Here is a 23,228-nt window from a genome sequence, read left to right as displayed (position 1 = left end):
CGGGGTGCTCCCGGCCTGGCTAGGCTGGGCGGAGTGGAACCGGTGGAGATCAACGCGGGCACCTACTACCTGCGTCAGCTGCGCGCCGACCGGCACATCGACGACCGGCCGCTGCTCATGGAGGCGTTCGCCGACCCGACGCACCGCAAGTACGTGCTGAACTACCGCTTGCGCACCCTCGACGAGGCAACGGAGTACGTGGCGCTCCGGGCGGCCCAGTGGGCGGGCGACGAGCGCTGCTCGTGGGCGATCGCGGAGCCGACGTCGGGCCGGTTGCTGGGCGAGGTGGGCCTGCGCGAGCTGAACCTGTCCGCGAACTACGCCGAGGCGACGATCTGGGTTCACCCGACCGAGCGAGGCAAGGGCATCGCGACGACGGCGTTGAACGCGGCCTTGCGTTTCGGCTTCGGCGGCCTGGAGCTGACCGAGGTGAGTTACCGGTACGAGGAGAGCAACACGGCGTCGGCGATCGTGGCGGAGCGCTGCGGGTTCACGTTGGTGGGCCCGGAGCCGGATCCCGCGCCGACGGGCGAGCGCCTGATCCGCTGGCACCGGACTTCGTGACACCGAACGGCTTCCGGCCCGGGGACATCTACGAGGACTGCTCGTTCCACCCGGTCCTGTGCACCTACCTCGACGACGGCGACGAGATCGGCGGAATTTCACTGATCGACGCGAGCGAGCCCCGGGCGTGCTCACTCAGCGGCTGCGCGGTGACCAAGCTGACGATCGAGGACGTGATCGCGGCCCGGGCGGACTGGCCGGCCTATGTGGCCCGGCGCAAGGCGGAGTTCGACGGCGAAGGTTGATCGGTCCGGAGGCACGGTCTGAACAGCCCCCACCACTCCCAGACAGGGTTCCGGCAATGTCGTGGTTCAGCCGCCCGCTTCCGCCGCTGCAGTGAAACGGCTCGCGGTCTATTCGCCTGCGCCCGCACTCCCGGCGTCGCGAAATGAGTTCATTCGCGACGCCGGAGGTCCCCAATGACTCACTCGCGACACTGAGCCCGGCGAAGCCGGGCCCGGTATCTGCCTCTGCTCTGGGCGGGTCCACACCGACAGCCCCCGCTACTCCCAGGGGGCGGCCCCGAGGCCAGTCTCGCGGCGCCCCCGGCCGAAACCCCGTCCGAAGGCGCCCGACAACCGCTGTTATCCACAACCCGCCCGGGTTGGGGACAACCTCAGCTCACCGGCTCCGTGATGCCCGCGCGGGCCTCCGGGGCCGCCGACCTCAACGCGTCCGCCGCCTCGTCGCTCGGATGTGACTGGGACTCGCGTTCCGCCTCCACCCGGGCGTTGTAGACCTCGATCTCCCGCTTCACCGTTTCGGGTGACCAGCCGAGGACCTCGCCGACCAGTGCCGCCACCTGCTCGGCGCAGTCGACTCCGCGGTGGGCGTACTCGATCGAGATGCGCGTCCGGCGGGCCAGGACGTCCTCCAGGTGCAGCGCCCCCTCGTGCGAAGCCGCGTACACCACTTCGACGCCGAGGTAGTCCGGTGCGTGCTCGATCGGCTTCAGCAGCTCCGGGCGGCCGTTCGCCGTCGCCAGGACCTCGTTGACCAGCGAGCCGTAGCGGTCGAGCAGGTGCCTCACCCGATAGGGGTGCAGGCCGTGCTCGGCGGCCAGGTGGTCGGCCTGGTTGACCAGCGCGTGGTAACCGTCCGCGCCGATCAGGGGAACCTTGTCCGTGATCGACGGCTGTGAACGGCCCGGCAGGTCCACCGCCGCCGCGTCGACCGCGTCCGCCGCCATCACGCGGTACGTCGTGTACTTGCCGCCCGCGATCGCGACCAGGCCCGGCGCCACCCGCGCCACCGCGTGCTCGCGCGAAAGCTTCGACGTCTCTTCGCTCTCCCCCGCCAGCAACGGGCGAAGCCCCGCGTACACGCCTTCGATGTCGTCGTGCGTCAGCGGCGTCGCCAGGACGCTGTTGACGTGCTCGAGCAGGTAGTCGATGTCGTGCTTCGTCGCCGCCGGGTGGGCCAGGTCCAGGTTCCAGTCCGTGTCCGTGGTCCCGACGATCCAGTGGTTGCGCCACGGGATCACGAACAGCACCGACTTCTCGGTGCGCAGGATCATCCCCGATTCCGAGACGATCCGGTCACGCGGCACGACGATGTGCACGCCCTTGCTCGCGCGCACGCGGAACCGCCCGCGACCGCCGGAGAGCCGTTGCAGCTCGTCGGTCCACACGCCGGTGCAGTTGATCACCGCGGCCGCCGAAATCTCCGTCTCGCGCCCGTCCTCGACGTCGCGTACGCGCACGCCGGACACCCGGTCGGCCTCGCGCAGGAACCCGACGACCTGGGTCGACGTCCGCACGACCGCGCCGTAGTGCGCCGCCGTCCGGGCCACCGTCATCGTGTGGCGGGCGTCGTCGGACTGCGCGTCGTAGTAGCGGATCCCGCCGATCAGCGCGGACCGCTTGAGCGCCGGCACCATCCGCAGCGCACCGGCGCGGGTGAGGTGCTTCTGGCCCGGGACGCTGCGGGCGCCGCCCATCGTGTCGTACATGAGCAGGCCGGCGGCGGTGTACGGCCGTTCCCACACGCGGCGCGTCAGCGGGTAGAGGAAGCTGACCGGCTTGACCAGGTGCGGCGCGATGGTCGTCAGCATCAGCTCACGTTCGCGCAGCGCCTCCCGGACCAGGCCGAACTCGAGTTGCTCCAGGTAGCGCAGGCCGCCGTGGAAGAGCTTGCTCGACCGGCTCGACGTTCCCGAAGCGAGGTCACGGGCTTCGACGAGCGCGACCCGCAGGCCGCGCGTCGCGGCGTCGAGCGCCGTGCCCGCGCCGACCACGCCGCCGCCGATGATGACGACGTCGAAGGTCTCGTTGCCGAGCCGCTGCCAGGTCTCTTCCCGCTTGGCCGGGCCCAGTCGAGCCGGGTTGGTCTCCGCTGCGTGCTGCGCCACGTGACATTCCTCCTCGTGCCGGCGAGGGTTCCAGCATCGCACGACCTGGTGATCATCCGCCCGCCCACGCATGACACTTGTGGCGTAACCCTCCGCGATCATGGAGAGATTCGGCTACCCAGTGCCTGGAATGATCTTCGTCACCCCGGTAACGTCGCCCGGACGTGGGTCGGCAACGGCGCCGTGGCACGCCGTGATCGACCCTGCGCAGAGTGTCCAGTGTGGAGGTGCAGCGGTGAGTGCTGGGGCAATAATCGTCTGGGAACTACTGGGAACGGCCGCCCTGATCCTGCTCGGCAACGGTGTGGTCGCGAACCACGTGCTCCGCAAGACCAACGGCAACAACGGCGGAATCCTGTTCATCAACTTCGGGTGGGCGTTCGCCGTCTTCACCGGCGCCAGCATCGCCGCACCCAGCGGCGCGCACCTCAACCCGGCGGTGACCCTCGGGCTCGCCATCGCCGACAAGACCCCGTGGGCCGACGTGCCGTTCTACTTCATCGGTCAGATGGCCGGCGCGATCATCGGCGCCATGCTGTGCTGGGCGACCTACAAGCTGCAGTTCGACGACCACCCCGAGCCCGAGAACACCCTCGGCATCTTCTCCACCGCACCGCAGATCCCGAACACCGTGTGGAACCTCGTCACCGAGGTCATCGGCACCTTCGTCCTGGTGGCCTGGATCCTGCTCAGCCCGGTGGTCACCGTCGGCGACGGCGGCACCCCGAACTTCGGCAACTCCGCGCTGGGCTACGCGGGCGTCTCGTTCGTCGTCCTCGTGATCGGTACTTCCCTCGGTGGCCCCACGGGGTACGCCATCAACCCGGCGCGTGACCTCGGCCCCCGGATCGCGTACGCGTTCCTGATGCCGATCCGCAACAAGGGGAACGCCAACTGGGGCTACTCGTGGATCCCGGTCGTCGGCCCGCTGGCCGGTGGCGCGATCGCCGCGCTCCTGTACCTCCTCGTGCACAACCTGACCTGATCGCCGAACCTCCCGAATTCCTGGAGCACACATGACTTCGTACGTAGCCGCGATCGACCAGGGCACCACGTCGACCCGGTGCATGATCTTCAACCACGAAGGCCGCGTCGTCTCGGTCGACCAGCGCGAGCACGAGCAGATCTTCCCGAAGGCCGGGTGGGTCGAGCACAACGCCGAAGAGATCTGGGAGAACACGCGCCGGGTCGCCGCGGGTGCGCTGGCCAAGGCCGACCTGACCGCGAAGGACGTCGCCGCCGTCGGCATCACCAACCAGCGCGAGACCGCGCTCGTCTGGGACAAGAAGACCGGCAAGCCGGTCTACAACGCGATCGTCTGGCAGGACACCCGCACCGACCGGATCGTCACCGAGCTCGGCAACCTCGGCGGCGGCCAGGAGCGCTACCGCGAAAAGGTCGGCCTCCCGCTCGCGACGTACTTCTCGGGGCCGAAGGTCAAGTGGATCCTCGACAACGTCGAAGGCGCGCGGGAGAAGGCCGAAGCCGGTGACCTGATCTTCGGCAACATGGACACCTGGGTGCTGTGGAACATGACCGGCGGGGCCGACGGCGGCGTGCACGTCACCGACCCGACCAACGCGTCGCGCACCATGCTGATGGACCTCGACACCCTGCAGTGGGACGCCGAAATCGCCGGTGAGATGGGCATCCCCCTTTCGATGCTGCCGGAGATCCGCTCCTCGTCCGAGGAGTACGGCAAGGTCCGCGAGAAGGGCGCGCTGGCCGGCGTGCCGATCGCGGGCATCCTGGGCGACCAGCAGGCCGCGACGTTCGGCCAGGCCTGCCTTTCGCCCGGCGAGGCCAAGAACACCTACGGCACCGGCAACTTCATGCTGCTCAACACCGGCACCGAAAAGGTGATGTCGCAGAACGGGCTGCTCACCACGGTCTGCTACAAGATCGGCTCGAACGACACGATCTACGCGCTGGAAGGCTCCATCGCGGTGACCGGTTCGCTGGTGCAGTGGCTGCGCGACAACCTCGGCATGATCGCGACGGCGGCCGAGATCGAGGAGCACGCGCGCAGCGTCGAGGACAACGGCGGCGCGTACTTCGTCCCGGCGTTCTCGGGCCTGTTCGCTCCTTACTGGCGGTCCGACGCCCGCGGCGCGATCGTCGGGCTCACCCGGTTCGTGAACAAGGGCCACCTCGCCCGCGCGGTCCTGGAAGCGACGGCCTTCCAGTCCCGCGAGGTCATCGACGCGATGAACGCCGACTCGGGTGTCCCGTTGAAGTCGCTCAAGGTGGACGGCGGCATGGTCGTCAACGAGCTGCTGATGCAGTTCCAGGCCGACATCCTCGGCGTGCCGGTGATCCGCCCGGTGGTGAACGAGACGACGGCGCTGGGTGCCGCGTACGCCGCCGGCCTGGCGGTCGGGTTCTGGGAGTCCGAGGACGACATCCGGAACAACTGGGCGCAGGACAAGCAGTGGGACCCGTCGATGGACGACTCCCGCCGCGAATCCGAGTACCGCAACTGGAAGAAGGCCGTGACGAAGACCTTCGACTGGGTCACGGACGAGGACTGACCGGCCCTGGGTCGGAGGCGTCGTTCCGGCGCCTCCGGCCCGCGGTCGCCCTCCCCCTGCCGCGCTTCGCCCCTCAGTCCTCCCAGCCCTCCGGTTTCCCGGACTGCTCGTTCGGCGCGATGACCAGGAACGGCGCCCCCTGGTCGTCCACCACCCGCACCTGCCGCCCGTACGGTGAGTCGAACGGCTGGTCCAGTGCCCGGCCGCCCAGCTCCGCGACCTTCGCCGCGCTCTCGTCCGCGTTCGCCACCGAGAAGTACGTCGACCAGTTCGACGGCACCTCGGCCGGCACCGAATCGGGCAGGGCGCCGAGCCCGCCGACCGGGCGGCCGTCGAGCAGCAGCACCGCGTACGTGAAGTCGTCGTTCGACAGGTCCTGGAACCCGTAGCCGAACACCTGCTCGTAGAACGCCTTCGCCGCCGGGTAGTCGCGGCTCATGCATTCGTTCCACGCGAGCGTGCCCGGTGCCGCCGTGACCTGAGTGCCCAGGTGGTTGCCCGGCTCCCACAGCCCGAACACCGCGCCCGCCGGGTCGGCCGCCACGGCCATCCGGCCTTCCTTCAGCACTTCCCTCACCGGCACGACGATCTGCCCGCCGGCCTCGGTGATCGACGCGGCCGTCTTGTCCACGTCGGACACCGACAGGTAGGTCGTCCACACCGGAGGCATGTCCTGCCCCGGCGGTGTCTGGCCGATCCCGGCGACCGGACGGCCGCCCAGCTCGGCCATGCCGTAGAAGCCGGTTTCTTCACCGCCCGCCTGCACGTCCCAGCCGAACAGGCCGCCGTAGAAGGCCACCGCCTTCGCCTGGTCGGGCACCATCAGGTCCACCCAGCTGGGCGTGCCGTCCGGCCACCGCTCATCCCGGAACAACATGTCGACTCCCAACCCCTCGCCTACGCCGTCTCGGGTGACGGCCGACACAGTCTGGCACCCACCACCGACAAAACCGGGGCCGAAGGACTCTCAGCGCCCCACGAGCTGGGCATACACGACGATGTTGTCGACGTAGTTGTGCGCGCTCCGGTCGAAGACGCCGCCGCAGGTGATCAGCCGCAGCTCGGGGCCGGCCGTGTCGTCGTACACGCCTTCCTTTTCGAACTCCTGCTTCGGCACCTGGTGCACCTTGGTCACTTCGAAGAGCGCCGTCGTCCCGTCCGCGCGCGCGATCGAGACGCGGTCGCCGGCGGCCAGCTCCTTGAGCCGGTAGAAGATGCCCTTCTGGTGGTTGCCGTCGACGTGCCCGAGGACGACGGCCGGGCCGACCTCGCCCGGCGTCGGCGCGTAGGTGTACCAACCCGCCTGCAGCGGCGTGGTCACCGGCGGCACCTGGATCGTGTTGTCCGCGTTGACACCCAGCGGGACCAGCGACGAATGCGCGCCGATCTTCGGGATGTCGATCGAAACCGGATCGGACTTCGGCAGTGCGGCAACGGCGTCGGCGGGCTGCTCACCGGCTGGGTTCACCGCGACGGGCTGTGCGGGCGGCGGTTGCGCGGCCGGCGGCTCGGCCCCTCCGCCGAGCGTCAGCGCCAGCACCACCAACGCGGCCAGAAGCGCCACGACGAGCGCGATCAGGTAGCCCCGCCTGCTCGTGATCTTCGTAGTCATGTGCTCCCCCTTCGCACGGGTTTACACGTCTGGGCGGCCCGATCGGCTGGGCCGCCCAGACGCTACCCCCGCTCCCCCTCGGGAGATCAGCGGCGCCGAGCCCGCCGGGCCAGCACCAGGCCGCTGCCGCCGAGCGCGAGGACGCCCATGGCCGCCGCGGCCGCGAGCGGTGCGCCGGAGTCGTCGGCCGGACCGTCGGTGCCGCCGGTCTGCGGCGCGCCCGCCGGCACCTTGGTGACCTGCTTGGCACCTGGCGTCTTCGTGGCCACCCGGTCCACGACGAACGGCACGTCGACAAAGGTGTCGGGACGGCCGTCCCGCGGGTGGCAGCGCAGGTTGACCGGGTACTCACCGGCGCGGACGTCGCGCACGACCCCCGTGTAGGCCCGCACCGAGCCCTTCGGATCGGCGTCCGCGAAGGCGTCGACCGCCCTGGAGGTGACGTAAGCCTCGCCCTCGCAGCCGACGGTGATCCGCACCTCCGCGCCGGGCACTCCGTGGCCCGGGGTGACGGTGAGCTTGGGCGCGGCCGGCTTGGCGGTGGTGCCCGGAGTGGGGCTCGCGGTCGGCGAGGTGCTCGCGAGCGCCGCGCCGGGCGCGAGGACGAGGAAGGCCGCGGCGATACCCGCGACGACAGCTGCGTTCTTCATTCTTTTCTCCCCGGTGTAATGCGCGAACAAAGCAAGGATGTGGACACCGGTCACAGTTCCCCCTGCTTCGGCTTCATCCGCTTGCTTGTGCACTTAAAGACGTATCCACCTGCGGAAGGTTGCGCTCGTATGTCACGAATACGCCGCGAAATCGCGCGTCGGGAACCCATGAAAAACCACCCCGGAGCGCGGCTCCGAGGTGGTTCGTGTTTTGCGGATTCAGCCGGCCATGCTGCCGTCGCCCGCTTTCGCGGCACCGGAAGGCACCTTCGAAACCTGCGGCGCGGGCACCGAGAACTGGGTGCGGTAGGTCTGGTCGCCGCAGGTCACGGTCAGCGGGTACGTTCCGGCCGGGGTGCCCGGGTTGAGCGCGGCGTCGGCGCTGATGTTCGCGTCGGCGCCCATGAACGGGCCCGGGGTGTAGTTGGAGAAGGTCAGCGCCGGCGAAGAGAACTTCGGCGAAGCACCTTCGCACTTGGCCAGCGCGACGTTCGGCGCGTCACGGACGTACTTGTCCACGAGCGACTGGTTGATCGCGGTGTTGACGTTGAGCTGGACGCTGCCCTTCGCCGGCGCGGCGCTCGGCGTCGGACTGGGACTGGGACTGGGACTCTGCTGCTGCGCTTGCGCCGGCCCAGCCAGCGTCGTCGCCCCGATCACCGCTGCCACAACGAAAACCACCGTCTTGCGCACCTTCGCACCCTTCGCGTCCTTCAGCCGTACAACCGACAAGACGCGACGGGTGCGAAGGGGTTGCGTAACGGATCAGTCGAGATCGTCGTGGCGCATGAGCTGGCGCCCGGCCTCGGTGATCGAGCCCGACAGCGACGGGTACACCGAAAATGTCAGTGCCAGGTGGTCCACTGTGAGCTGGTTCTGGACGGCGAGCGCGATGGGAAGGATGAGCTCGCTCGCCTGCGGCGCCACGACGACTCCACCGACGACCACGCCGGTGGCGGGGCGGCAGAACAGCTTCACGAAGCCTCGGCGGAGGCCCTCCATCTTCGCGCGCGCGTTGGTGGCCAGGGGCAGCATGATGGTGCGCGCGGGCACCTCGCCGGAGTCGATCGCCTGCTGGCTGATGCCGACGGTGGCGATCTCCGGGTGGGTGAACACGTTGGCGGCGACGGTCTTGAGCTTGATCGGCGCGACGCCCTCGCCCAGCGCGTGCCACATCGCGATGCGGCCCTGCATGCTCGCCACCGAGGCGAGCATGAGCACGCCGGTGCAGTCGCCGGCGGCGTAGATCCCCGGAACGGAGGTGCGCGAAACGCGGTCGACGGTGATGAACCCGCCGGGGCCGGGCGAGATGCCGACCTTGTCGAGGCCGATGTCCTTGGTGTTGGGGACCGATCCGACGGTCATCAGCGCGTGGCTGGCTTCGATCACGCGGCCGTCGGCGAGGAAGATCTCGACGCCCTTTTCGGTGCGCTCGACCCGGTCGGCGCGCGCCTGCTTCGCGACGGTCGTGCCGCGCTGCGAGAAGACCTCTTCGAGCACCGCGGCGGCGTCGGCGTCCTCGTGCGGGAGGACACGGTCGCGGCTGGAGACGACGGTGACCTTGACGCCCATCTCGGTGTAGGCGGACGCGAACTCGGCGCCGGTGACGCCCGAGCCGATCACGGCGAGGTGCTCGGGCAGCTCCTCGAGCTCGTAGAGCTGGCGCCAGTCGAGGATGCGCTCGCCGTCGGGCACGGCGCCGGGCAGGACGCGCGGGGTGGCGCCGGTGGCGATCAGGACGACGTCGGCGGGCAGCTTCTCGGTGCCCTCCTGCGTCGTCACGGCGACCTTGTGGGTCGCGAGGCCGGGCTCTTCGTCGCAGAAGCGGGCTTCGCCGACGACGACGCGGACGCCTTCGCGCTGGACGCGGGCGCGGATGTCGGCCGACTGGGCGAGCGCGAGGCCCTTCACCCGGCCGTGGACGGTCGGGAGGTCGATGCTCGTGTCGGCCATGTCGGTGTTGATGCCGAGCTCGCCGAGGTCATGCATCTTCGCCAGCGCGCCCGAGCTCGCGATGAACGTCTTCGACGGAACGCAGTCGTAGAGGACGCACGCGCCACCCAGGCCGTCCCGTTCGACGATCGTGACGTCGGCCCCGTGCTGGGCTGCGACCAGCGCGGCTTCGTAGCCGGCCGGGCCCCCGCCCATGATCACGATCCTGGTCACCTGGGTCCTCCTCCGAGTGCGTGCGTGCGGTGCTCTCACCGTACGCGGCGAAGGTGACCGGACACTGAAGTGGGCGAACACGGCGAGTACGTCCACTCGGGTCAGCGAGGTGTCGCTACGCTGTCGGCGTGCCGTTGTATGCCGCGTACGGATCGAACATGGAGCCCGCCCAGATGCTGGAGCGCGCGCCGCACTCTCCGATGGCCGGCACCGGCTGGCTGGAGGGGTGGCGCCTGACCTTCGGCGGCGAGGACCTCGGCTGGGAAGGTGCCCTGGCGACGATCGTCGAGGACCCGGGTTCCCGGGTCTTCGTCGTGTTGTACGACGTGACGTCGCTGGACGAGGCGGGCCTGGACCGCTGGGAAGGCGGCGAGCTGGGGATCCACTCGAAGATCCGGTTACGGGTCCAGACGATGGACGGCTCGGTGCTGGCCTGGCTCTACGTCCTGGACGCCTACGAGGGCGGCCTGCCTTCGGCGCGTTACCTGGGCGTGCTGGCCGACGCCGCCGAGGCCGCCGGAGCCCCCGCCGACTACGTCGACGACTTGCGTACCCGCCCCTGCTCCGGCATCACCGGCTGATGCCCCTCCAATCACGCGTGATGCCCTCCTGATCACGCGAGATGCCTCGAACGTAACTTGAAGACGTTCCGCAACTCGGCGAGGACGCGGCTCGGATCCCGCAGGTCGACCGCCGTCGCGCGAATGGTGGTCCACCCTCGGCCCGCCATCCGTGCATCCCGCTCGGCGTCACGCTCATGCCGCTCCTCGTGCGCGGCGAACCCGTCGTACTCGAGCGCGATCCGCAACTCGGGCCAGGCGATGTCGAGTACGTACAGCCGGCGACCGTCGGCCGTGGTGATCTCGAACTGCACCTCCGGAACCGGGAACCCGGCCTCGACCACGATCAGCCTAAGAATGCTCTCCGGGGGCGATTCGGCCTTTCCGGTGGCCAACGCCAGCAGCATCTGCGCCCTGTGGATACCTCGCCGGTCCCGGCGGTCGAGAAGGCGGTCTCGGACGTTCTTCCGCAGGGTCCGGCAGTGGTCCGGCGGGAGCCCGGCCATGGCCTGATCGACCGCCGCGAAGGCAGTCCGCTCGTCACCATCGCAGAGGTAGTCAGCGAGGGCGAGATCGAGGGAGAAGGCCGGAAGCCCCTCGAGTTCGATCACATCCGACGGCTGGTATTCGGCCCGGTGCACGACCAGTCCATGCTTCGAGCGGGCCCGCTTCGCAGGGGGTACGGACAGGTGGATCACGGTACCTGCGACCGCCGAGATCCCGTGCAGCGCAAGGGAAGTCGCGCCGGACAACGCGGCGGGTTGGCCGACGTGGATCAACGCCGCCTGGGCCAGCGTCGGCAGGTTCAACGAATCGGCGGCATGGATGAGCACCCCACGCCAGGGCTGCGCGAGCACCCCCGTCGCCAGACCCTCCAGCACCGCCCGACGACCCAAGATCCGATCAGCCTCGGCCCGTGAAACCGCTCCATGTCGTCCTCCCCAATCGATCACGTAATCGAGAATCGGCCCTTCCCTCGACGAAGGGAAGAGCCGATTCCGTGACCTGTGGACAACTCGCTAAACCTGTGGATAACTCTGTGCGGAAAGAGGCATCACGCGTGTCTGCAGGGGCATCACGCGTGATTGGAGGGGCATCTCACGCGAGGGTGGTTAGGGCTGTGTGGACCAGGGTTCGGACTCCGCAGAGCAGGGCTCGTTCGTCCAGGATGAACGTGGGGCGGTGGATGTCGGACTGGGGTTCCGGCGAACCGGACCAAACGCCCAGACGGGCGAAAGCTCCCTGGATGTGCTCCAGGTACCAGCCGAAGTCCTCGCCGCCCGAGGACTGCTCCGTCGAGGCCACCGCGCCTTCGCCCAGGGCCGCTTCGACGCCGGCGCGCATCAGGGCCGTCGAGTCCGCGTCGGACACCACCGGCGGGACGCCGCGGCGGTAGTCCAGCGAGAAGCCCACCCCCGTCGGCGCCAGCAGTGACTCCACCGACGACGCCACCAGCGGCTCCAGCGACGTCCAGACCTCGTGGTCGGCCGTGCGCAGCGTGCCGCGCAGGACGCCGTCCTGCGGGACCGCGTTGGCCGCCTGGCCCGCGTGGACCGCGCCCCACACCAGCACCGTGCCGGAGCGCGGGTCGACCCGGCGCGAGAGCACCGCGGGCAGGGACGTGATGACCGTGCCCAGCGCGTGGACCAGGTCGGCGGTCAGGTGCGGGCGGGACGTGTGACCGCCCGGCGACGTCAGCCGCAGCTCGATCAGGTCCGCCGCCGACGTCAGCGCGCCGACGCGCATCCCGACCTTGCCCACCTCGAGACGCGGGTCGACGTGCAGGCCGTAGATCCGCTCGACGCCGTCCAGCGCGCCCGCCGCGATCATGTCCAGCGCGCCGCCGGGCATGACCTCCTCGGCGGGCTGGAAGATCAGCCGCACGCGCCCCGGGAGCTCCGGCGCGCCGGCCAGGGCGCGGGCCGCGCCGAGCAGGATCGCCGTGTGCGCGTCGTGGCCGCACATGTGGGCCGCGCCCTCGACGGTCGACGCGTAGGGCAGCCCGGTCGCCTCGGTGAGCGGCAGGGCGTCCATGTCCGCCCGCAGCGCCACGCACCGCTCGCCGCTGCCGATGTCGCAGACGACGCCGGTGCCGCCGGGCAGCACCCACGGCTTGAGCCCGACGGAGCGCAGCAGCGTGACGACCAGCTCCGTGGTCGCGAACTCGTGCCGCGACAGCTCCGGGTGCGCGTGGATGTGCCGGCGCCACGCGAGCACGTCGGTCGCGTTGGCGCGCAGCCAGTCGTCCAGCCAGAACGGGCCGCGGCCCGCACCAAGGTCCTCCACGGGAGCCATGCTTACGCCGGCTTCGGAAATGAGCGCTTCGGACCCCTCCATGGGGTTGATGATGCGCCCGTGGGGGTCGCCTGGAACGTCCGGTCGTGAGTCGAGCACCGTCACGCCACACCTCCTCCCGCAACACGGGTAACCCGGGCAGCGGCTGGGGTCACGCAACGTGCCGATCGATCTGTCGTACGCATTTGCAGACGATCGTGCACCATGCAGGCGGCAACGCGCGCCTCGGAAACGGCCGTCCTAGATGGCCGGTACCGGATCTGCGTTGAACGGCGTGCAGTAGTTCGGCAAAGCCGAACGCGTCACGAGCTCTTGGCCTTCTTCGAACGGACCCGCCTGCCCCAGATCACGATGGCGAGCAGCGCCACCGCGACCACGCCGGCGATCAGCTTGTTCTTGGTCTTTTCGGTGTTCGCCTTGTCCGTCTGGGCCGGGTCGAGGACCGGGCCGGGCGGCTGGGTCTGCGCCGGGGCCGGCGCGACGGCCGCGTGCGCCACCGTCACCGTGACGGCCGCCTGACGCACCGGTTCGGCGGACGCCGGCGACGCGCTGAACAGCACCGCGCCCAGCACCCCGGCCAGGACCAGACCCCGCAGTTTCGCCATGTCATCCCTTCGCCGCCACCAGGCATTCTGCCCGCGGAACGCCGGTGCGTCAGCCACCGCGCGGTGGACCGAACGCGTCGAGGATCCGCTGAGCACCGAGGGTAGCCGTCAGCTCACCGTCGCGCACCGCCCGTTCGACGTCGGGAACGACCGTTCGCACGTCCGGATGTGCCGCCAGGCGACTCAGCAACTGTTCGCGCACCATCGCCCACGTCCAGTCGACCTGCTGCCGCCGGCGCCGCTCGTCGAGCTCGCCGGACGCCGTGAGCGTCTCGCGGTGCTTCTCGATCGCGCCCCAGACCTCGTCCAGGCGCAGGTTGTGCAGGCCGCTGCAGGTGAGCACCGGCGGCGTCCACGACGCCTCGGGCCCGTAGATCATCCGCAACGCGCCCGAGAGCTCCCGGGCCGCGCGGCGAGCGTCCCGTTCGTGGTCGCCGTCGGCCTTGTTGACGGCGATGACGTCGGCGAGCTCCAGCACGCCCTTCTTGATGCCCTGCAGCTGGTCGCCCGTGCGGGCGAGCGTCAAGAACAGGAAGCAGTCGACCATGTTCGCGACGGTCACTTCGGACTGTCCGACCCCGACGGTCTCGACCAGGACGGTGTCGTAGCCGGCGGCTTCCATCAGCACGATCGTCTCGCGGGTCGCCCGGGCGACGCCGCCCAGCGTCCCGGACGTCGGCGACGGCCGGATGAACGCCCGTTCGTCGACCGCCAGGCGCGCCATCCGGGTCTTGTCGCCGAGGATCGACCCCCCGGTGCGCGTCGACGACGGGTCGACCGCCAGCACGGCGACACGGTGCCCGGCCGAAGTCAGGTCGGTGCCCAGCTGGTCGATGAATGTCGACTTGCCGACACCGGGCACGCCCGTGATGCCGATCCGCCGCGCGCCACCGGCCGAAGGCAGCAGCTCGACCAGCAGCTCCTGCGCCTGGGCCCGGTGGTCCTCCCGCTGCGACTCGACCAGCGTGATCGCCTTCGACAGCGTCCCGCGGTCCCCCGCCAGGACGCCCTTGGCGTAGGCGGTGACGTCGACCTTGCGCGGCAAGGGTCAGGACTCCTGCGCCGTCAGCTGGCCGAGCAGGTCGATGGCCGCGTCCGCGAGCACCGTGCCCGGCCCGAAGATCGCCGCCGCCCCGGCCTCGCGCAGCGCCGGGTAGTCCTGCGGCGGGATGACGCCGCCGACCACGACCATGATGTCCTCGCGGCCCAGCTCGGCGAGTTCGTGGCGCAGCGCCGGCACCAGCGAGAGGTGCCCGGCGGCCAGCGACGAGACGCCGACGACGTGCACGTCCGCCTCGATCGCCTGCCGCGCCACCTCGGCCGGGGTGGAGAACAGCGGGCCCACGTCGACGTCGAAGCCGATGTCGGCGAAGCCGGTGGCGATCACCTTCTGCCCGCGGTCGTGGCCGTCCTGGCCCATCTTCGCGACGAGGATCCGGGGCCGGCGCCCTTCCTCCGCGGCGAACTCTTCGACCAGCTGGCGAGCCTTCTCGACGTTCTGCGACTTACCCACCTCTTCGCGGTAGACGCCCGAAATCGTCCGGATCTGCCCGGAATGCCGGCCCCAGAGCTTCTCCAGAGCGTCGGAGATCTCGCCGACGGTGGCCTTCGCGCGCGCCGCGCCGATGGCCAGCTCCAGGAGGTTGCCGCCGTTCCCGGCGCCTTCGGTGAGCCGTCGCAACGCGTCCTCAGTGGCGGCGGAGTCACGCTCTTCGCGGAGGCGTCGCAGCTTCTCGAGCTGCTGCGTCCGGACACCGGCGTTGTCCACTTTGAGCACTTCGATGTCTTCGTCGCTCGTGACCTGGTACTTGTTGACGCCGATCACGGGCTGCCGGCCCGAGTCGATCCGGGCCTGGGTGCGGGCCGCGGCCTCCTCGATGCGCAGCTTCGGGATGCCCGCGTCGATCGCCTTGGCCATGCCGCCGGCCTGCTCGACCTCGCTGATGTGGCCCCAGGCCTTGCGCGCGAGGTCGTAGGTCAGCTTCTCGACGAAGGCGCTGCCGCCCCACGGGTCGATCACGCGCGTCGTCCCGGACTCCTGCTGCAGCAGCAGCTGGGTGTTGCGCGCGATCCGCGCGGAGAAGTCGGTCGGCAGCGCGAGGGCCTCGTCGAGGGCGTTGGTGTGCAGCGACTGCGTGTGGCCCTGGGTCGCGGCCATCGCCTCGACACAGGTGCGGACGACGTTGTTGTAGACGTCCTGCGCGGTCAGCGACCAGCCGGACGTCTGGGAGTGCGTCCGCAGCGAAAGCGACTTCGGTGACTTGGGGTCGAAGCCCTTGACCAGCTTCGCCCACAGGAGACGCGCCGCGCGCAGCTTCGCGACCTCCATGAAGAAGTTCATGCCGATCGCCCAGAAGAACGACAGCCGCGGCGCGAACTTGTCGACGCTCAGCCCGGCGTCGACGCCGGAGCGGATGTACTCGACGCCGTCGGCGAGGGTGTAGGCCAGCTCGAGGTCGGCGGTCGCCCCGGCTTCCTGCATGTGGTAGCCGGAGATGGAGATCGAGTTGTACTTCGGCATGTGCTGCGAAGTGTAGGAAAAGATGTCGGAGATGATCCGCATCGACGGCTGCGGCGGGTAGATGTAGGTGTTGCGGACCATGAACTCCTTGAGGATGTCGTTCTGGATGGTCCCCGCGAGCTGCTCCGGCTTCACCCCCTGCTCCTCGGCCGCGACGACGTACAGGGCGAGCACCGGCAGCACCGCGCCGTTCATCGTCATCGACACCGACATCTTGTCGAGGGGAATCCCGTCGAAGAGCTGCCGCATGTCGTAGATGGAGTCGATGGCGACGCCCGCCATGCCGACGTCGCCGGAGACGCGCGGGTGGTCGGAGTCGTAGCCGCGGTGGGTGGCCAGGTCGAAGGCGACCGAGAGGCCTTTCTGGCCGGCGGCGAGGTTGCGCCGGTAGAAGGCGTTGGACTCCTCGGCGGTGGAGAACCCGGCGTACTGGCGGATGGTCCACGGCTGGTTGACGTACATCGTCGGGTAGGGCCCGCGCAGGAAGGGCGCGATGCCGGGGTACGTGCCCAGGAAGTCCACATCGGACAAGTCGGCGGCGGTGTAGACCGGCTTGACGCCGATGCCCTCGGGCGTCTCCCAGGCCAGCGCGTCCGGGCCCTTGCCGGTGGCTTCCTGCACGGCCTTGACCCAGGCGTCGCGGTCGGCCGGCTCGGGCGAACCGAGGCCGACGTCGGCGAAGTTCGGGATGGTCATCGCGAAACTCCCAGCTTGGCGTGCAGACCGGTCAGGACTTCGAGTGCGTCGCACCCGGCGAAGATGGTGCCGTCGACGCCGTCGAACTCGCCCTTCCCGGCCAGGAGGACGTGGTCGGCTCCCAGTGCGGCCGCCACCTCGGCGGCCTGCGCCGCGTAGGCGTCGTCGGTGCCGCAGAGGCAGGCGATCCTGGCGCCGGACGCGCGGAACGCACCGGGCAGGTCGTCGGTCGCGCCCGGGTTGACGGCCTCGATCCCGCCCGCCTGGAAGAGGTTGGCGGCGAAGCCGGCCCGCGCGGTGTGCGCGGCGGCCGGGCCGAGCGTGGCCAGAAAGATCTTCGGCCGCTCACCGTGCTCGGCCAGGTAGGCGTCGGACGCGTCGCGCAGGGCCTCGAAGCCTTCGGCGTACCGGTGCCGCGGCAGCCCACCTTCCACAGTGGACTCCACAGGCGCCCTGACCACCGGCTTCTCGGCCAGGTTCGGGAACTCGCTGACACCGGTGAGCGGGTCGCGCCGGGTGGCGATCCGCTTCGCGCGCTTCTCCCACGTCTCGGCGAGCCGCCCGGCCAGCGCGCCGGACGACAGCTCGGCGACCAGGCCGCCCGCGCCCTCGATGGCGGTGAACTCGGCCCAGGCGACGTGCGCGAGGTCGTCGGTGAGCTTCTCGACGTACCAGGAGCCGCCCGCCGGATCGGCCACGCCGGCCAGCTTGGACTCCTCCAGCAGCACGGCGTGGGTGTTGCGGGCGATCCGCGCGGAGAAACTGTCAGGGCGGCCGATCGCGGCGTCGAACGGCAGCACCGTGACCGCGTCCGCGCCGCCGACACCCGCGCCGAAGCAGGCGACCGTCGTGCGCAGCATGTTCACCCAGGGATCGCGCCTGGTCAGCATCGACGGCGACGTCACGACGTGCTGGCGCATCGGCGAAGAGAAGCCGCACACCTCGGCGACGCGGGCCCACAGGCGGCGGGCCGCGCGCAGCTTCGCGATGGTGGAGAACTGGTCGGCGGTCGCGGCGATCCGGAACTCCAGCTGGCCGGCCGCGGTTTCGGCGTCGAGGCCCGCGTCCGTCAGCGAACGCAGGTAGGTGACGCCGGCGGCGACGAGCGCGCCCAGCTCCTGCGCGTCCGACCCGCCCGCTTCGTGGAACGGCAGGCCGTCGGCGACGATCGTGCGCACCTTCGGGTACTTCCCGGCGACACGCGCGGCGAGCGCGGCGGCCGGTTCGAGCACGGCGGCCGAGCCGGTGCGCGCCGCGAGCCCGATCGGGTCGGCACCGAGCACCGCGGTGGCTTCGCTCGCCGGGATCTCGCGTTCGTCGAACAGCGCCAGCAGCTCCGAAGCAGCCTCTTCGTACGAAGCACCCGCGTCCAGCACGACCGGCGCCAGGTCGAGGTAGACCTCGTTGAGCGCGTCGGCGATCGACGCGGGCGGGACGGACAGCCAGATCGACGTCACGCCGCCTTCGAGGTCGGCGAGGATCGCGCGGTTGACCTCGCGGGCGTCGTCACCGGTGAACCGGGCCCGGACGTCCCAGCCCGTGCTGATCCGGCCGTCCGGGCGGGACCCGCGCACGAACGGCGGCAGTCCCGGGAACCCGGTTTCGCCGGGTACGTCTTCGGCCGTGTACAGCGGCTGGATCTCGATCCCGTCGTAGGTCCGCGTGACGAGCTTGCTCTCGGGGGCGCCCGAGAAGCCCGTGGGGTCTCCGGGCAGCTTGCCGCTCTTGCGCAGGACCCCGGCCACGAGCTCCTGCCACTGCTCGCGCGTCGCCTGCGGGAACTCGGCCGCGAGATCGAGGTCGGAGATCGGCGCTGACTCCGGACCGGCCACTTCAGTCATACCCAGTGATGGTAGAGGCACCGGCCGCGTCCGACCTGTGACTCTAGTCGCGCCCCTAGGCAGCCAAGGGTGAGCCGGGTACGACACAATCAGGGGGTGCCCCCCTCCAGCGAAGAGACACGACTGGTCGCCGGTCGCTACCGGCTGCGCTCGGTGCTGGGTTCGGGGTCGATGGGCACCGTCTGGTCGGCCTACGACGAGTTCCTGCATCGGCAGGTGGCCGTCAAGGAGATGAAGGTGCCGCCGGGCATCCCCTCTTCGCAGGCCGACGAGCTGCGGGAGCGGACGCTGCGCGAGGCCCGCGCGATCGCCGTCCTCTCCCACCCGAACGTGATCATCCTGCACGACGTCGCCCGCGAGGACGACCAGCCGTTCGTGGTGATGGAGCTGCTGCCCTCGCGCAGCCTGGCGCACATCCTGCGCGACCACGGGCCCCTGACCGTCGGGCAGGCCGCCGCGGTCGGCATCGCCGTCGCGTCCGCGCTCGAGGCCGCGCACGCCGCCGGGATCACCCACCGCGACGTCAAGCCGGGCAACGTCCTGGTCGCCAGCGACGGCCGGATCAAGCTGACCGACTTCGGCATCGCGCGCAACGTCTCCGAAGCCACCATGACCCGCACCGGGATCATGCTGGGCTCCCCCGCCTACATCGCGCCGGAGGTCGCCTCCGGCGGCGCGGTCGTCCCGGCCGCCGACCTCTGGGGTCTCGGCGCGACGCTGTTCGCGGCGGTCGAGGGCGCGCCGCCGTACGACGCCGACGGCGATCCCCTGGAGACCGTCGGCAAGGTCGTCAACGGCAAGGTGCCCAAGCCGAAAGCCGGGCCGCTCGCCGACGTCATCTCCGCGCTGATGAAGAAGGAGCCCGGCGACCGGATCACCCTGCGCGAGGTCCGCCACCGGCTCTACCCGCTGCAGTCGAAGACGCCGCTCGACCTGTTCGGACCCGAGCTGTTCCGCACCCCGGACGGCAAGAAGACGTCCGCGCAGCCGGACGCGACCGACACGCAGGTGATCAAGACCGTCCTGCCCCAGAAGGCGGAGAAGAAGGCCGAGGGGTCGAGCAGCGAGCTCGCCACCGACCCGGGCCCGCTGCCGTTCCTGCGCCCGCCCGCCCCGGCGCCGGCACCCGCGCCTTCGCCGGAACCGGCGACGCTGTTCGTCGCGCCGCCGCCGCGACCGGCCGGCCGGCGCACCGCCCGCGCGAGCGCCGTGCTCGTCGCCGTGGCGATCCTGCTCTTCCTGCTGGCCGCGGGCGGCGGGTTCGCGCTGGCCAGGACGGTCGGCGGGCAGTCACTGCTGCCCCCGGCGGCCGAACCGGCGAGCACACCGAACGGGCCCACCCGGGTGCCGCCGCCGACGCTGGTGCACCAGACCGGCAACGGCAGCGCCCTGAACAACGACGGCGGGCAGTACGGCCTCGACGTGCCGGAGGGCTGGCAGCGGTTCGTCGCCCCGCACAACACCAAGTTCGGGCTGAGCCTGGCCGTCCAGTACGTCTCGCCGGACGGGCGCCGGTCCCTGCGCCTGGAGCGGCTGGCGAAGTACTTCGACCAGTTCGACAGCTACGAGGACTACCTCGGCTGGCTGCGGGGGTCCTACCAGGGCAGCGAGCTCGAGCTCTTCGCGCCGTCGAAGTCGGCCGACGGCAAGAGCGCCACGGTGACCTACCGCTTGGCCGAGGGCGGCGCGGCGGTCAAGGGTGACGGCAGCGGGGGCACCCGAGTGACGTTTGTGAAGCTGGTCCAGGCCGGCTTGAGCCTGTGGATCCTGTCGGTCACCGTGCCGGCCGAGCAGGAGTCCGCGGGCCAGGTGGACGTCTTCGACCGCGTGGCACCCACGCTGCAGGTTTCGGACTAAGGCGCCCGGTTCAGCACCTCGAAGGACACGGACTCCTGCGCGAGGTGGCGCAGGCCCGTGAAGATCCGGTCGCCCAGGACCGTGGCGACCAGGCCGGCCTCGATGATCTTGTCGAACGACGTCAGCCCCGTCACGACCTCGACGTCCAGCTTCGCCACGCGCAGCGCCAGCACGCAGTACTCGTCCAGCCGCTCGGCGAGCTTCTCGTGTCCGAGCTCCTTCGCCGTCGCGAGTGCGGCGATCAGGTTGCCGATCGCCCGGTTCTCCGATCCGTGCCACTTCCAGCCGTGGCGTTGGGAGAGGTCCTGCAGGAGCGCGGTCGCCCACTCGGCGGCTTCGTCGGACACCTTCGGCGGGTCGCCGGCCAGCTCTTCCTGGACGACGCCCATCGTCTCGTGCGGGGTGGCGTTGCCGTCGATCGCCTGCAGGACGGCGCCGACCGACGCCAGCGGCAGGCCGCCGACCTCCGTCAGTGCCTTGACCAGCCGGAGCCGCTGGACGTGCTCCGCCGAGTACCGCGCCTGGTTGGGGCTGGTGCGCTCGCCCGGCGGGAGCAGGCCTTCGCGCAGGTAGTACTTGACGGTCGCGACCGGCACCCCCGATTCGGCGCTCAGTTCGGCCATCCGCATGCGCATCCGCTCCGATCCCAGGGTCGGCCTCCGGGACAACCCTGACGACTTCCCAGTATGGATAGTTTAACTTCCCATAACGGAGAGCATGACTATCCGTTCTGGGAGGAACCATGACCATCCTTGCCGACGTCCGGAGCAGAACGCGCGGGTGGCACCGGCCGTCCGCGCTGGCGGCCGCCACCTTCGGGGTGATCGCGGTGCTGTGCGTCGCCGCGCTGCTCGTCGACCAGCGGACCCTGGCCGGCGCCCCGATCTGGGCGAAGCCGCTCAAGTTCGCCATCTCCGGCGCGCTCTACTTCGCCACCTGGAGCTGGCTCGTCTCGCTGCTGCCACGGTTCCGGCGCACGGCGGGCTGGTTGACGAACTTCCTGGTGCTGATCTTCGCCCTCGAGTACGTGCTGCTCGTGTTCCAGGCCGCGCGCGGCCGGGCGAGCCACTTCAACAACGCGACCCCGCTGGACGCCACCATCTACAGCGTCATGGGCAAGATGATCATCGGCCTGTTCGGCGCGACGCTGGTGCTGACCGTGCTGGTGATGGTCACGAAGATCGACGACCGGGCGAGCTTCTGGGCCGTGCGCGCCGGCGCCGTCTTGTCGCTGGCGGGGCTCTCGCTGGGCATCCTGATGACGAACCCGACCGCGCAGCAGCTCGCGCAGTGGAAGACGGGCGGCACCCCGGACATGGTCGGCGCGCACACCGTCGGGCTCGCCGACGGCGGCCCCGGCCTGCCGATCCTCGGCTGGAGCACGGTCGCCGGCGACCTGCGGATCCCGCACTTCGTCGGGATGCACGCGCTGCAGCTGCTGCCGTTGCTCGCCATCGCGCTGACGGCGCTGGCCCCGCGCTTCGCCCGGCTGCGCGACGACGTCGTCCGCACGCGGCTCGTCCTGGTCGGCGCGGCCGGGTACGCGGGGCTGACCGCGCTGGTCACCTGGCAGGCCCTGCGGGCGCAGTCGATCGTGCACCCGGACGCGACGACGCTGGGCGCGTTCGCGGTCCTGGTGGCCGCCGTCGGGCTGGGCTCGTGGGCCGCGGTGCGTGTCCGATGACCCTCTTCGGCCTGGCGTTCCCGCTCGCGGCGCCGTTCTGGGCGTTGCTGATCCTGGCGCCGAAGTGGCGGTGGACGGCGCGGATCATGGCGTCGCCGTGGGTGCCGCTGCTGCCGCTCGTCAGCTACTTCGCGCTCGTCGTGCCCCACCTCGGCGAGTGGGGACAGGCGATGCTCCGGCCCGACCTCGGCGTCCTGCAGGCGATCCTGGCGACGCCGTGGGGTGCCGGGCTCGTCTGGGCGCACCTCATCGCGTTCGACCTGTTCATCGCGCGGTGGATGTACTTCGAGGCGAGGGCCCGGGAGATCTCGCCGTGGCTCGTAAGCCCGATCCTGGTGCTGACGATCTTCCTTTCGCCGTTCGGCCTGGTGGTGTTCCTGGTGGTGCGGAGCGTCCGGATACGCTCCCTCGCATGAGTGAACACGAGGCCGCGGCCGCCATCGCCAAGCGCACCGGCGTGGACGCGCACGACATCGCGGTGGTCCTGGGATCGGGCTGGCGCCCGGCGGCGGACGTCATCGGGGAGTGCGAGACGGAGATCCCGTTCGCCGAACTGCCCGGCTTCACCACGCCCGGCGCGGTGGGCCACGGCGGCACCATCCGCTCGCTGAAGGTCGGGGACAAGAACGTCCTGGTGCTGCTCGGGCGGACGCACTTCTACGAGGGCAAGGGCATCGACCCGGTGGTGCACAACGTGCGCACCGCGGCGGCCGCCGGCGTCCGGACGGTGCTGCTGACGAACGCGGCGGGCGGGCTGCGCCAGGGTTTCCGGGTGGGGCAGCCGGTGCTGATCTCCGACCACCTGAACCTGACCGCGCGCTCACCGATCGTCGGCGCGAACTTCGTCGACCTGACCGACCTGTACTCGGCGCGGCTGCGGAAGATCGCGCAGGAGATCGATCCGTCGCTGGAGGAAGGCGTCTACGCGGGCCTGACCGGGCCGCACTTCGAGACGCCGGCGGAAATCCACATGCTGCGCACGCTGGGCGCGGACCTCGTCGGCATGTCGACGGTCCTCGAGGCCATCGCGGCCCGCGCGGCCGGCGTCGAGGTGTTCGGCCTGTCGCTGGTGACGAACCTGGCCGCCGGGATGACCGGCGAGCCGCTGAACCACCAGGAAGTCCTGGAAGCGGGCCGCGCGGCCGCGACGCAGATGGGCACCCTGCTGCGCGAGCTGGTCACCCGCGCCTGACCCGAGCGCCCCAATGTGGCCTTGGTTGCGTCTGACGCACCCAAGGCGGCCTTCGGTGCGTCAGACGCACCGAAAGCCACACTGGGGTGCTTTCAGACAGGGTC

General features: G+C 70.5%; 22 protein-coding genes. 9 read left to right on the top strand and 13 right to left on the bottom strand.

The window, feature by feature from the left end; translation table 11 throughout:
- Positions 1-33 precede the first annotated feature (33 nt).
- Complete coding sequence (locus ACZ4TR_RS40335) at positions 34-564, top strand: GNAT family N-acetyltransferase (protein WP_465293416.1); 531 nt, start codon at positions 34-36, stop codon at positions 562-564.
- Positions 561-809 (top strand): hypothetical protein, encoded by a 249-nt coding sequence (locus tag ACZ4TR_RS40330; protein ID WP_465293415.1) that lies wholly within the window; start codon positions 561-563, stop codon positions 807-809. The genes ACZ4TR_RS40335 and ACZ4TR_RS40330 overlap by 4 nt, the downstream gene beginning before the upstream one ends.
- Before the next feature lie 371 nt (positions 810-1,180).
- Here ACZ4TR_RS40330 and ACZ4TR_RS40325 read toward each other — a convergent pair whose 3' ends face one another.
- Positions 1,181-2,914, bottom strand: a complete 1,734-nt coding sequence (locus ACZ4TR_RS40325; RefSeq protein ID WP_465293414.1) for a glycerol-3-phosphate dehydrogenase/oxidase — start codon at positions 2,912-2,914, stop codon at positions 1,181-1,183.
- Between the two features lie 235 nt (positions 2,915-3,149).
- Here ACZ4TR_RS40325 and ACZ4TR_RS40320 point away from each other — a divergent pair, with 235 nt between their 5' ends.
- On the top strand, positions 3,150-3,899 hold the full coding sequence (locus ACZ4TR_RS40320) for an MIP/aquaporin family protein (RefSeq protein ID WP_364518845.1): 750 nt from the start codon (positions 3,150-3,152) through the stop codon (positions 3,897-3,899).
- Positions 3,900-3,930: 31 nt separating this feature from the next.
- Positions 3,931-5,445, top strand: a complete 1,515-nt coding sequence (glpK, locus tag ACZ4TR_RS40315; RefSeq protein ID WP_465293413.1) for a glycerol kinase GlpK — start codon at positions 3,931-3,933, stop codon at positions 5,443-5,445.
- Positions 5,446-5,518: 73 nt separating this feature from the next.
- Here glpK and ACZ4TR_RS40310 read toward each other — a convergent pair whose 3' ends face one another.
- The 5 genes from ACZ4TR_RS40310 to ACZ4TR_RS40290 all read right to left on the bottom strand — a co-directional run bounded on the left by ACZ4TR_RS40310 (position 5,519) and on the right by ACZ4TR_RS40290 (position 9,873).
- Positions 5,519-6,322 (bottom strand): VOC family protein, encoded by an 804-nt coding sequence (locus ACZ4TR_RS40310; RefSeq protein ID WP_465293412.1) that lies wholly within the window; start codon positions 6,320-6,322, stop codon positions 5,519-5,521.
- 90 nt (positions 6,323-6,412) lie between these two features.
- Entirely contained in the window at positions 6,413-7,057 is a 645-nt protein-coding gene (locus ACZ4TR_RS40305; RefSeq protein ID WP_465293411.1) for a class F sortase, read from the bottom strand.
- An 86-nt stretch (positions 7,058-7,143) separates the two neighbouring features.
- Positions 7,144-7,707 (bottom strand): hypothetical protein, encoded by a 564-nt coding sequence (locus ACZ4TR_RS40300; protein ID WP_465293410.1) that lies wholly within the window; start codon positions 7,705-7,707, stop codon positions 7,144-7,146.
- 219 nt (positions 7,708-7,926) lie between these two features.
- Entirely contained in the window at positions 7,927-8,400 is a 474-nt protein-coding gene (locus ACZ4TR_RS40295) for a hypothetical protein (protein ID WP_465293409.1), read from the bottom strand.
- 72 nt (positions 8,401-8,472) lie between these two features.
- Positions 8,473-9,873: an NAD(P)H-quinone dehydrogenase gene (locus ACZ4TR_RS40290; protein WP_364518858.1), complete on the bottom strand. Its 1,401-nt coding sequence runs from the start codon at positions 9,871-9,873 to the stop codon at positions 8,473-8,475.
- Positions 9,874-10,001: 128 nt separating this feature from the next.
- Between ACZ4TR_RS40290 and ACZ4TR_RS40285 the strand changes: the two genes are divergently transcribed.
- Complete coding sequence (locus tag ACZ4TR_RS40285; protein ID WP_364518860.1) at positions 10,002-10,454, top strand: gamma-glutamylcyclotransferase family protein; 453 nt, start codon at positions 10,002-10,004, stop codon at positions 10,452-10,454.
- Between the two features lie 32 nt (positions 10,455-10,486).
- Here ACZ4TR_RS40285 and ACZ4TR_RS40280 read toward each other — a convergent pair whose 3' ends face one another.
- The 6 genes from ACZ4TR_RS40280 to ACZ4TR_RS40255 form a co-directional block, all read right to left on the bottom strand.
- Entirely contained in the window at positions 10,487-11,329 is an 843-nt protein-coding gene (locus tag ACZ4TR_RS40280) for an endonuclease domain-containing protein (RefSeq protein ID WP_465293663.1), read from the bottom strand.
- Positions 11,330-11,531: 202 nt separating this feature from the next.
- On the bottom strand, positions 11,532-12,833 hold the full coding sequence (locus ACZ4TR_RS40275; protein WP_364518862.1) for an amidohydrolase: 1,302 nt from the start codon (positions 12,831-12,833) through the stop codon (positions 11,532-11,534).
- Positions 12,834-13,030: 197 nt separating this feature from the next.
- Positions 13,031-13,333, bottom strand: a complete 303-nt coding sequence (locus tag ACZ4TR_RS40270; RefSeq protein ID WP_364518864.1) for a hypothetical protein — start codon at positions 13,331-13,333, stop codon at positions 13,031-13,033.
- Positions 13,334-13,382: 49 nt separating this feature from the next.
- Entirely contained in the window at positions 13,383-14,378 is a 996-nt protein-coding gene (gene meaB, locus ACZ4TR_RS40265) for a methylmalonyl Co-A mutase-associated GTPase MeaB (RefSeq protein WP_465293408.1), read from the bottom strand.
- 3 nt (positions 14,379-14,381) lie between these two features.
- The gene (gene scpA / locus ACZ4TR_RS40260) at positions 14,382-16,550 is read right to left on the bottom strand and encodes a methylmalonyl-CoA mutase (RefSeq protein WP_465293407.1); all 2,169 of its coding nucleotides are present in this window, start codon (positions 16,548-16,550) and stop codon (positions 14,382-14,384) included.
- A complete protein-coding gene (locus ACZ4TR_RS40255) occupies positions 16,547-18,391 on the bottom strand; it encodes a methylmalonyl-CoA mutase family protein (RefSeq protein WP_465293406.1) in 1,845 nt (614 codons plus the stop codon). Before ACZ4TR_RS40255 ends, scpA begins: the two co-directional genes overlap by 4 nt.
- A gap of 171 nt (positions 18,392-18,562) precedes the next feature.
- Between ACZ4TR_RS40255 and ACZ4TR_RS40250 the strand changes: the two genes are divergently transcribed.
- Positions 18,563-20,248 (top strand): serine/threonine-protein kinase, encoded by a 1,686-nt coding sequence (locus ACZ4TR_RS40250; RefSeq protein WP_465293661.1) that lies wholly within the window; start codon positions 18,563-18,565, stop codon positions 20,246-20,248.
- Here ACZ4TR_RS40250 and ACZ4TR_RS40245 read toward each other — a convergent pair.
- The gene (locus ACZ4TR_RS40245; RefSeq protein WP_465293659.1) at positions 20,245-20,877 is read right to left on the bottom strand and encodes a MerR family transcriptional regulator; all 633 of its coding nucleotides are present in this window, start codon (positions 20,875-20,877) and stop codon (positions 20,245-20,247) included. The two genes, ACZ4TR_RS40250 and ACZ4TR_RS40245, sit on opposite strands and share 4 nt — an antisense overlap.
- A gap of 113 nt (positions 20,878-20,990) precedes the next feature.
- Between ACZ4TR_RS40245 and ACZ4TR_RS40240 the strand changes: the two genes are divergently transcribed.
- Genes ACZ4TR_RS40240 through ACZ4TR_RS40230 form a run of 3 tightly spaced genes read left to right on the top strand, consistent with a single transcriptional unit; the run spans position 20,991 to position 23,124 of the window.
- Entirely contained in the window at positions 20,991-21,932 is a 942-nt protein-coding gene (locus tag ACZ4TR_RS40240) for a hypothetical protein (protein ID WP_465293405.1), read from the top strand.
- Complete coding sequence (locus ACZ4TR_RS40235; protein WP_465293404.1) at positions 21,929-22,348, top strand: ABA4-like family protein; 420 nt, start codon at positions 21,929-21,931, stop codon at positions 22,346-22,348. Before ACZ4TR_RS40240 ends, ACZ4TR_RS40235 begins: the two co-directional genes overlap by 4 nt.
- Entirely contained in the window at positions 22,345-23,124 is a 780-nt protein-coding gene (locus ACZ4TR_RS40230) for a purine-nucleoside phosphorylase (protein ID WP_364518877.1), read from the top strand. The genes ACZ4TR_RS40235 and ACZ4TR_RS40230 overlap by 4 nt, the downstream gene beginning before the upstream one ends.
- Positions 23,125-23,228 lie beyond the last annotated feature (104 nt).

The sequence above is a fragment of the Amycolatopsis sp. NPDC028719 genome (genome assembly GCF_055565395.1).
The sequence above is the reverse complement of the archived record's forward strand: the minus strand, read 5'-3'. Positions and strand labels throughout refer to the sequence as shown.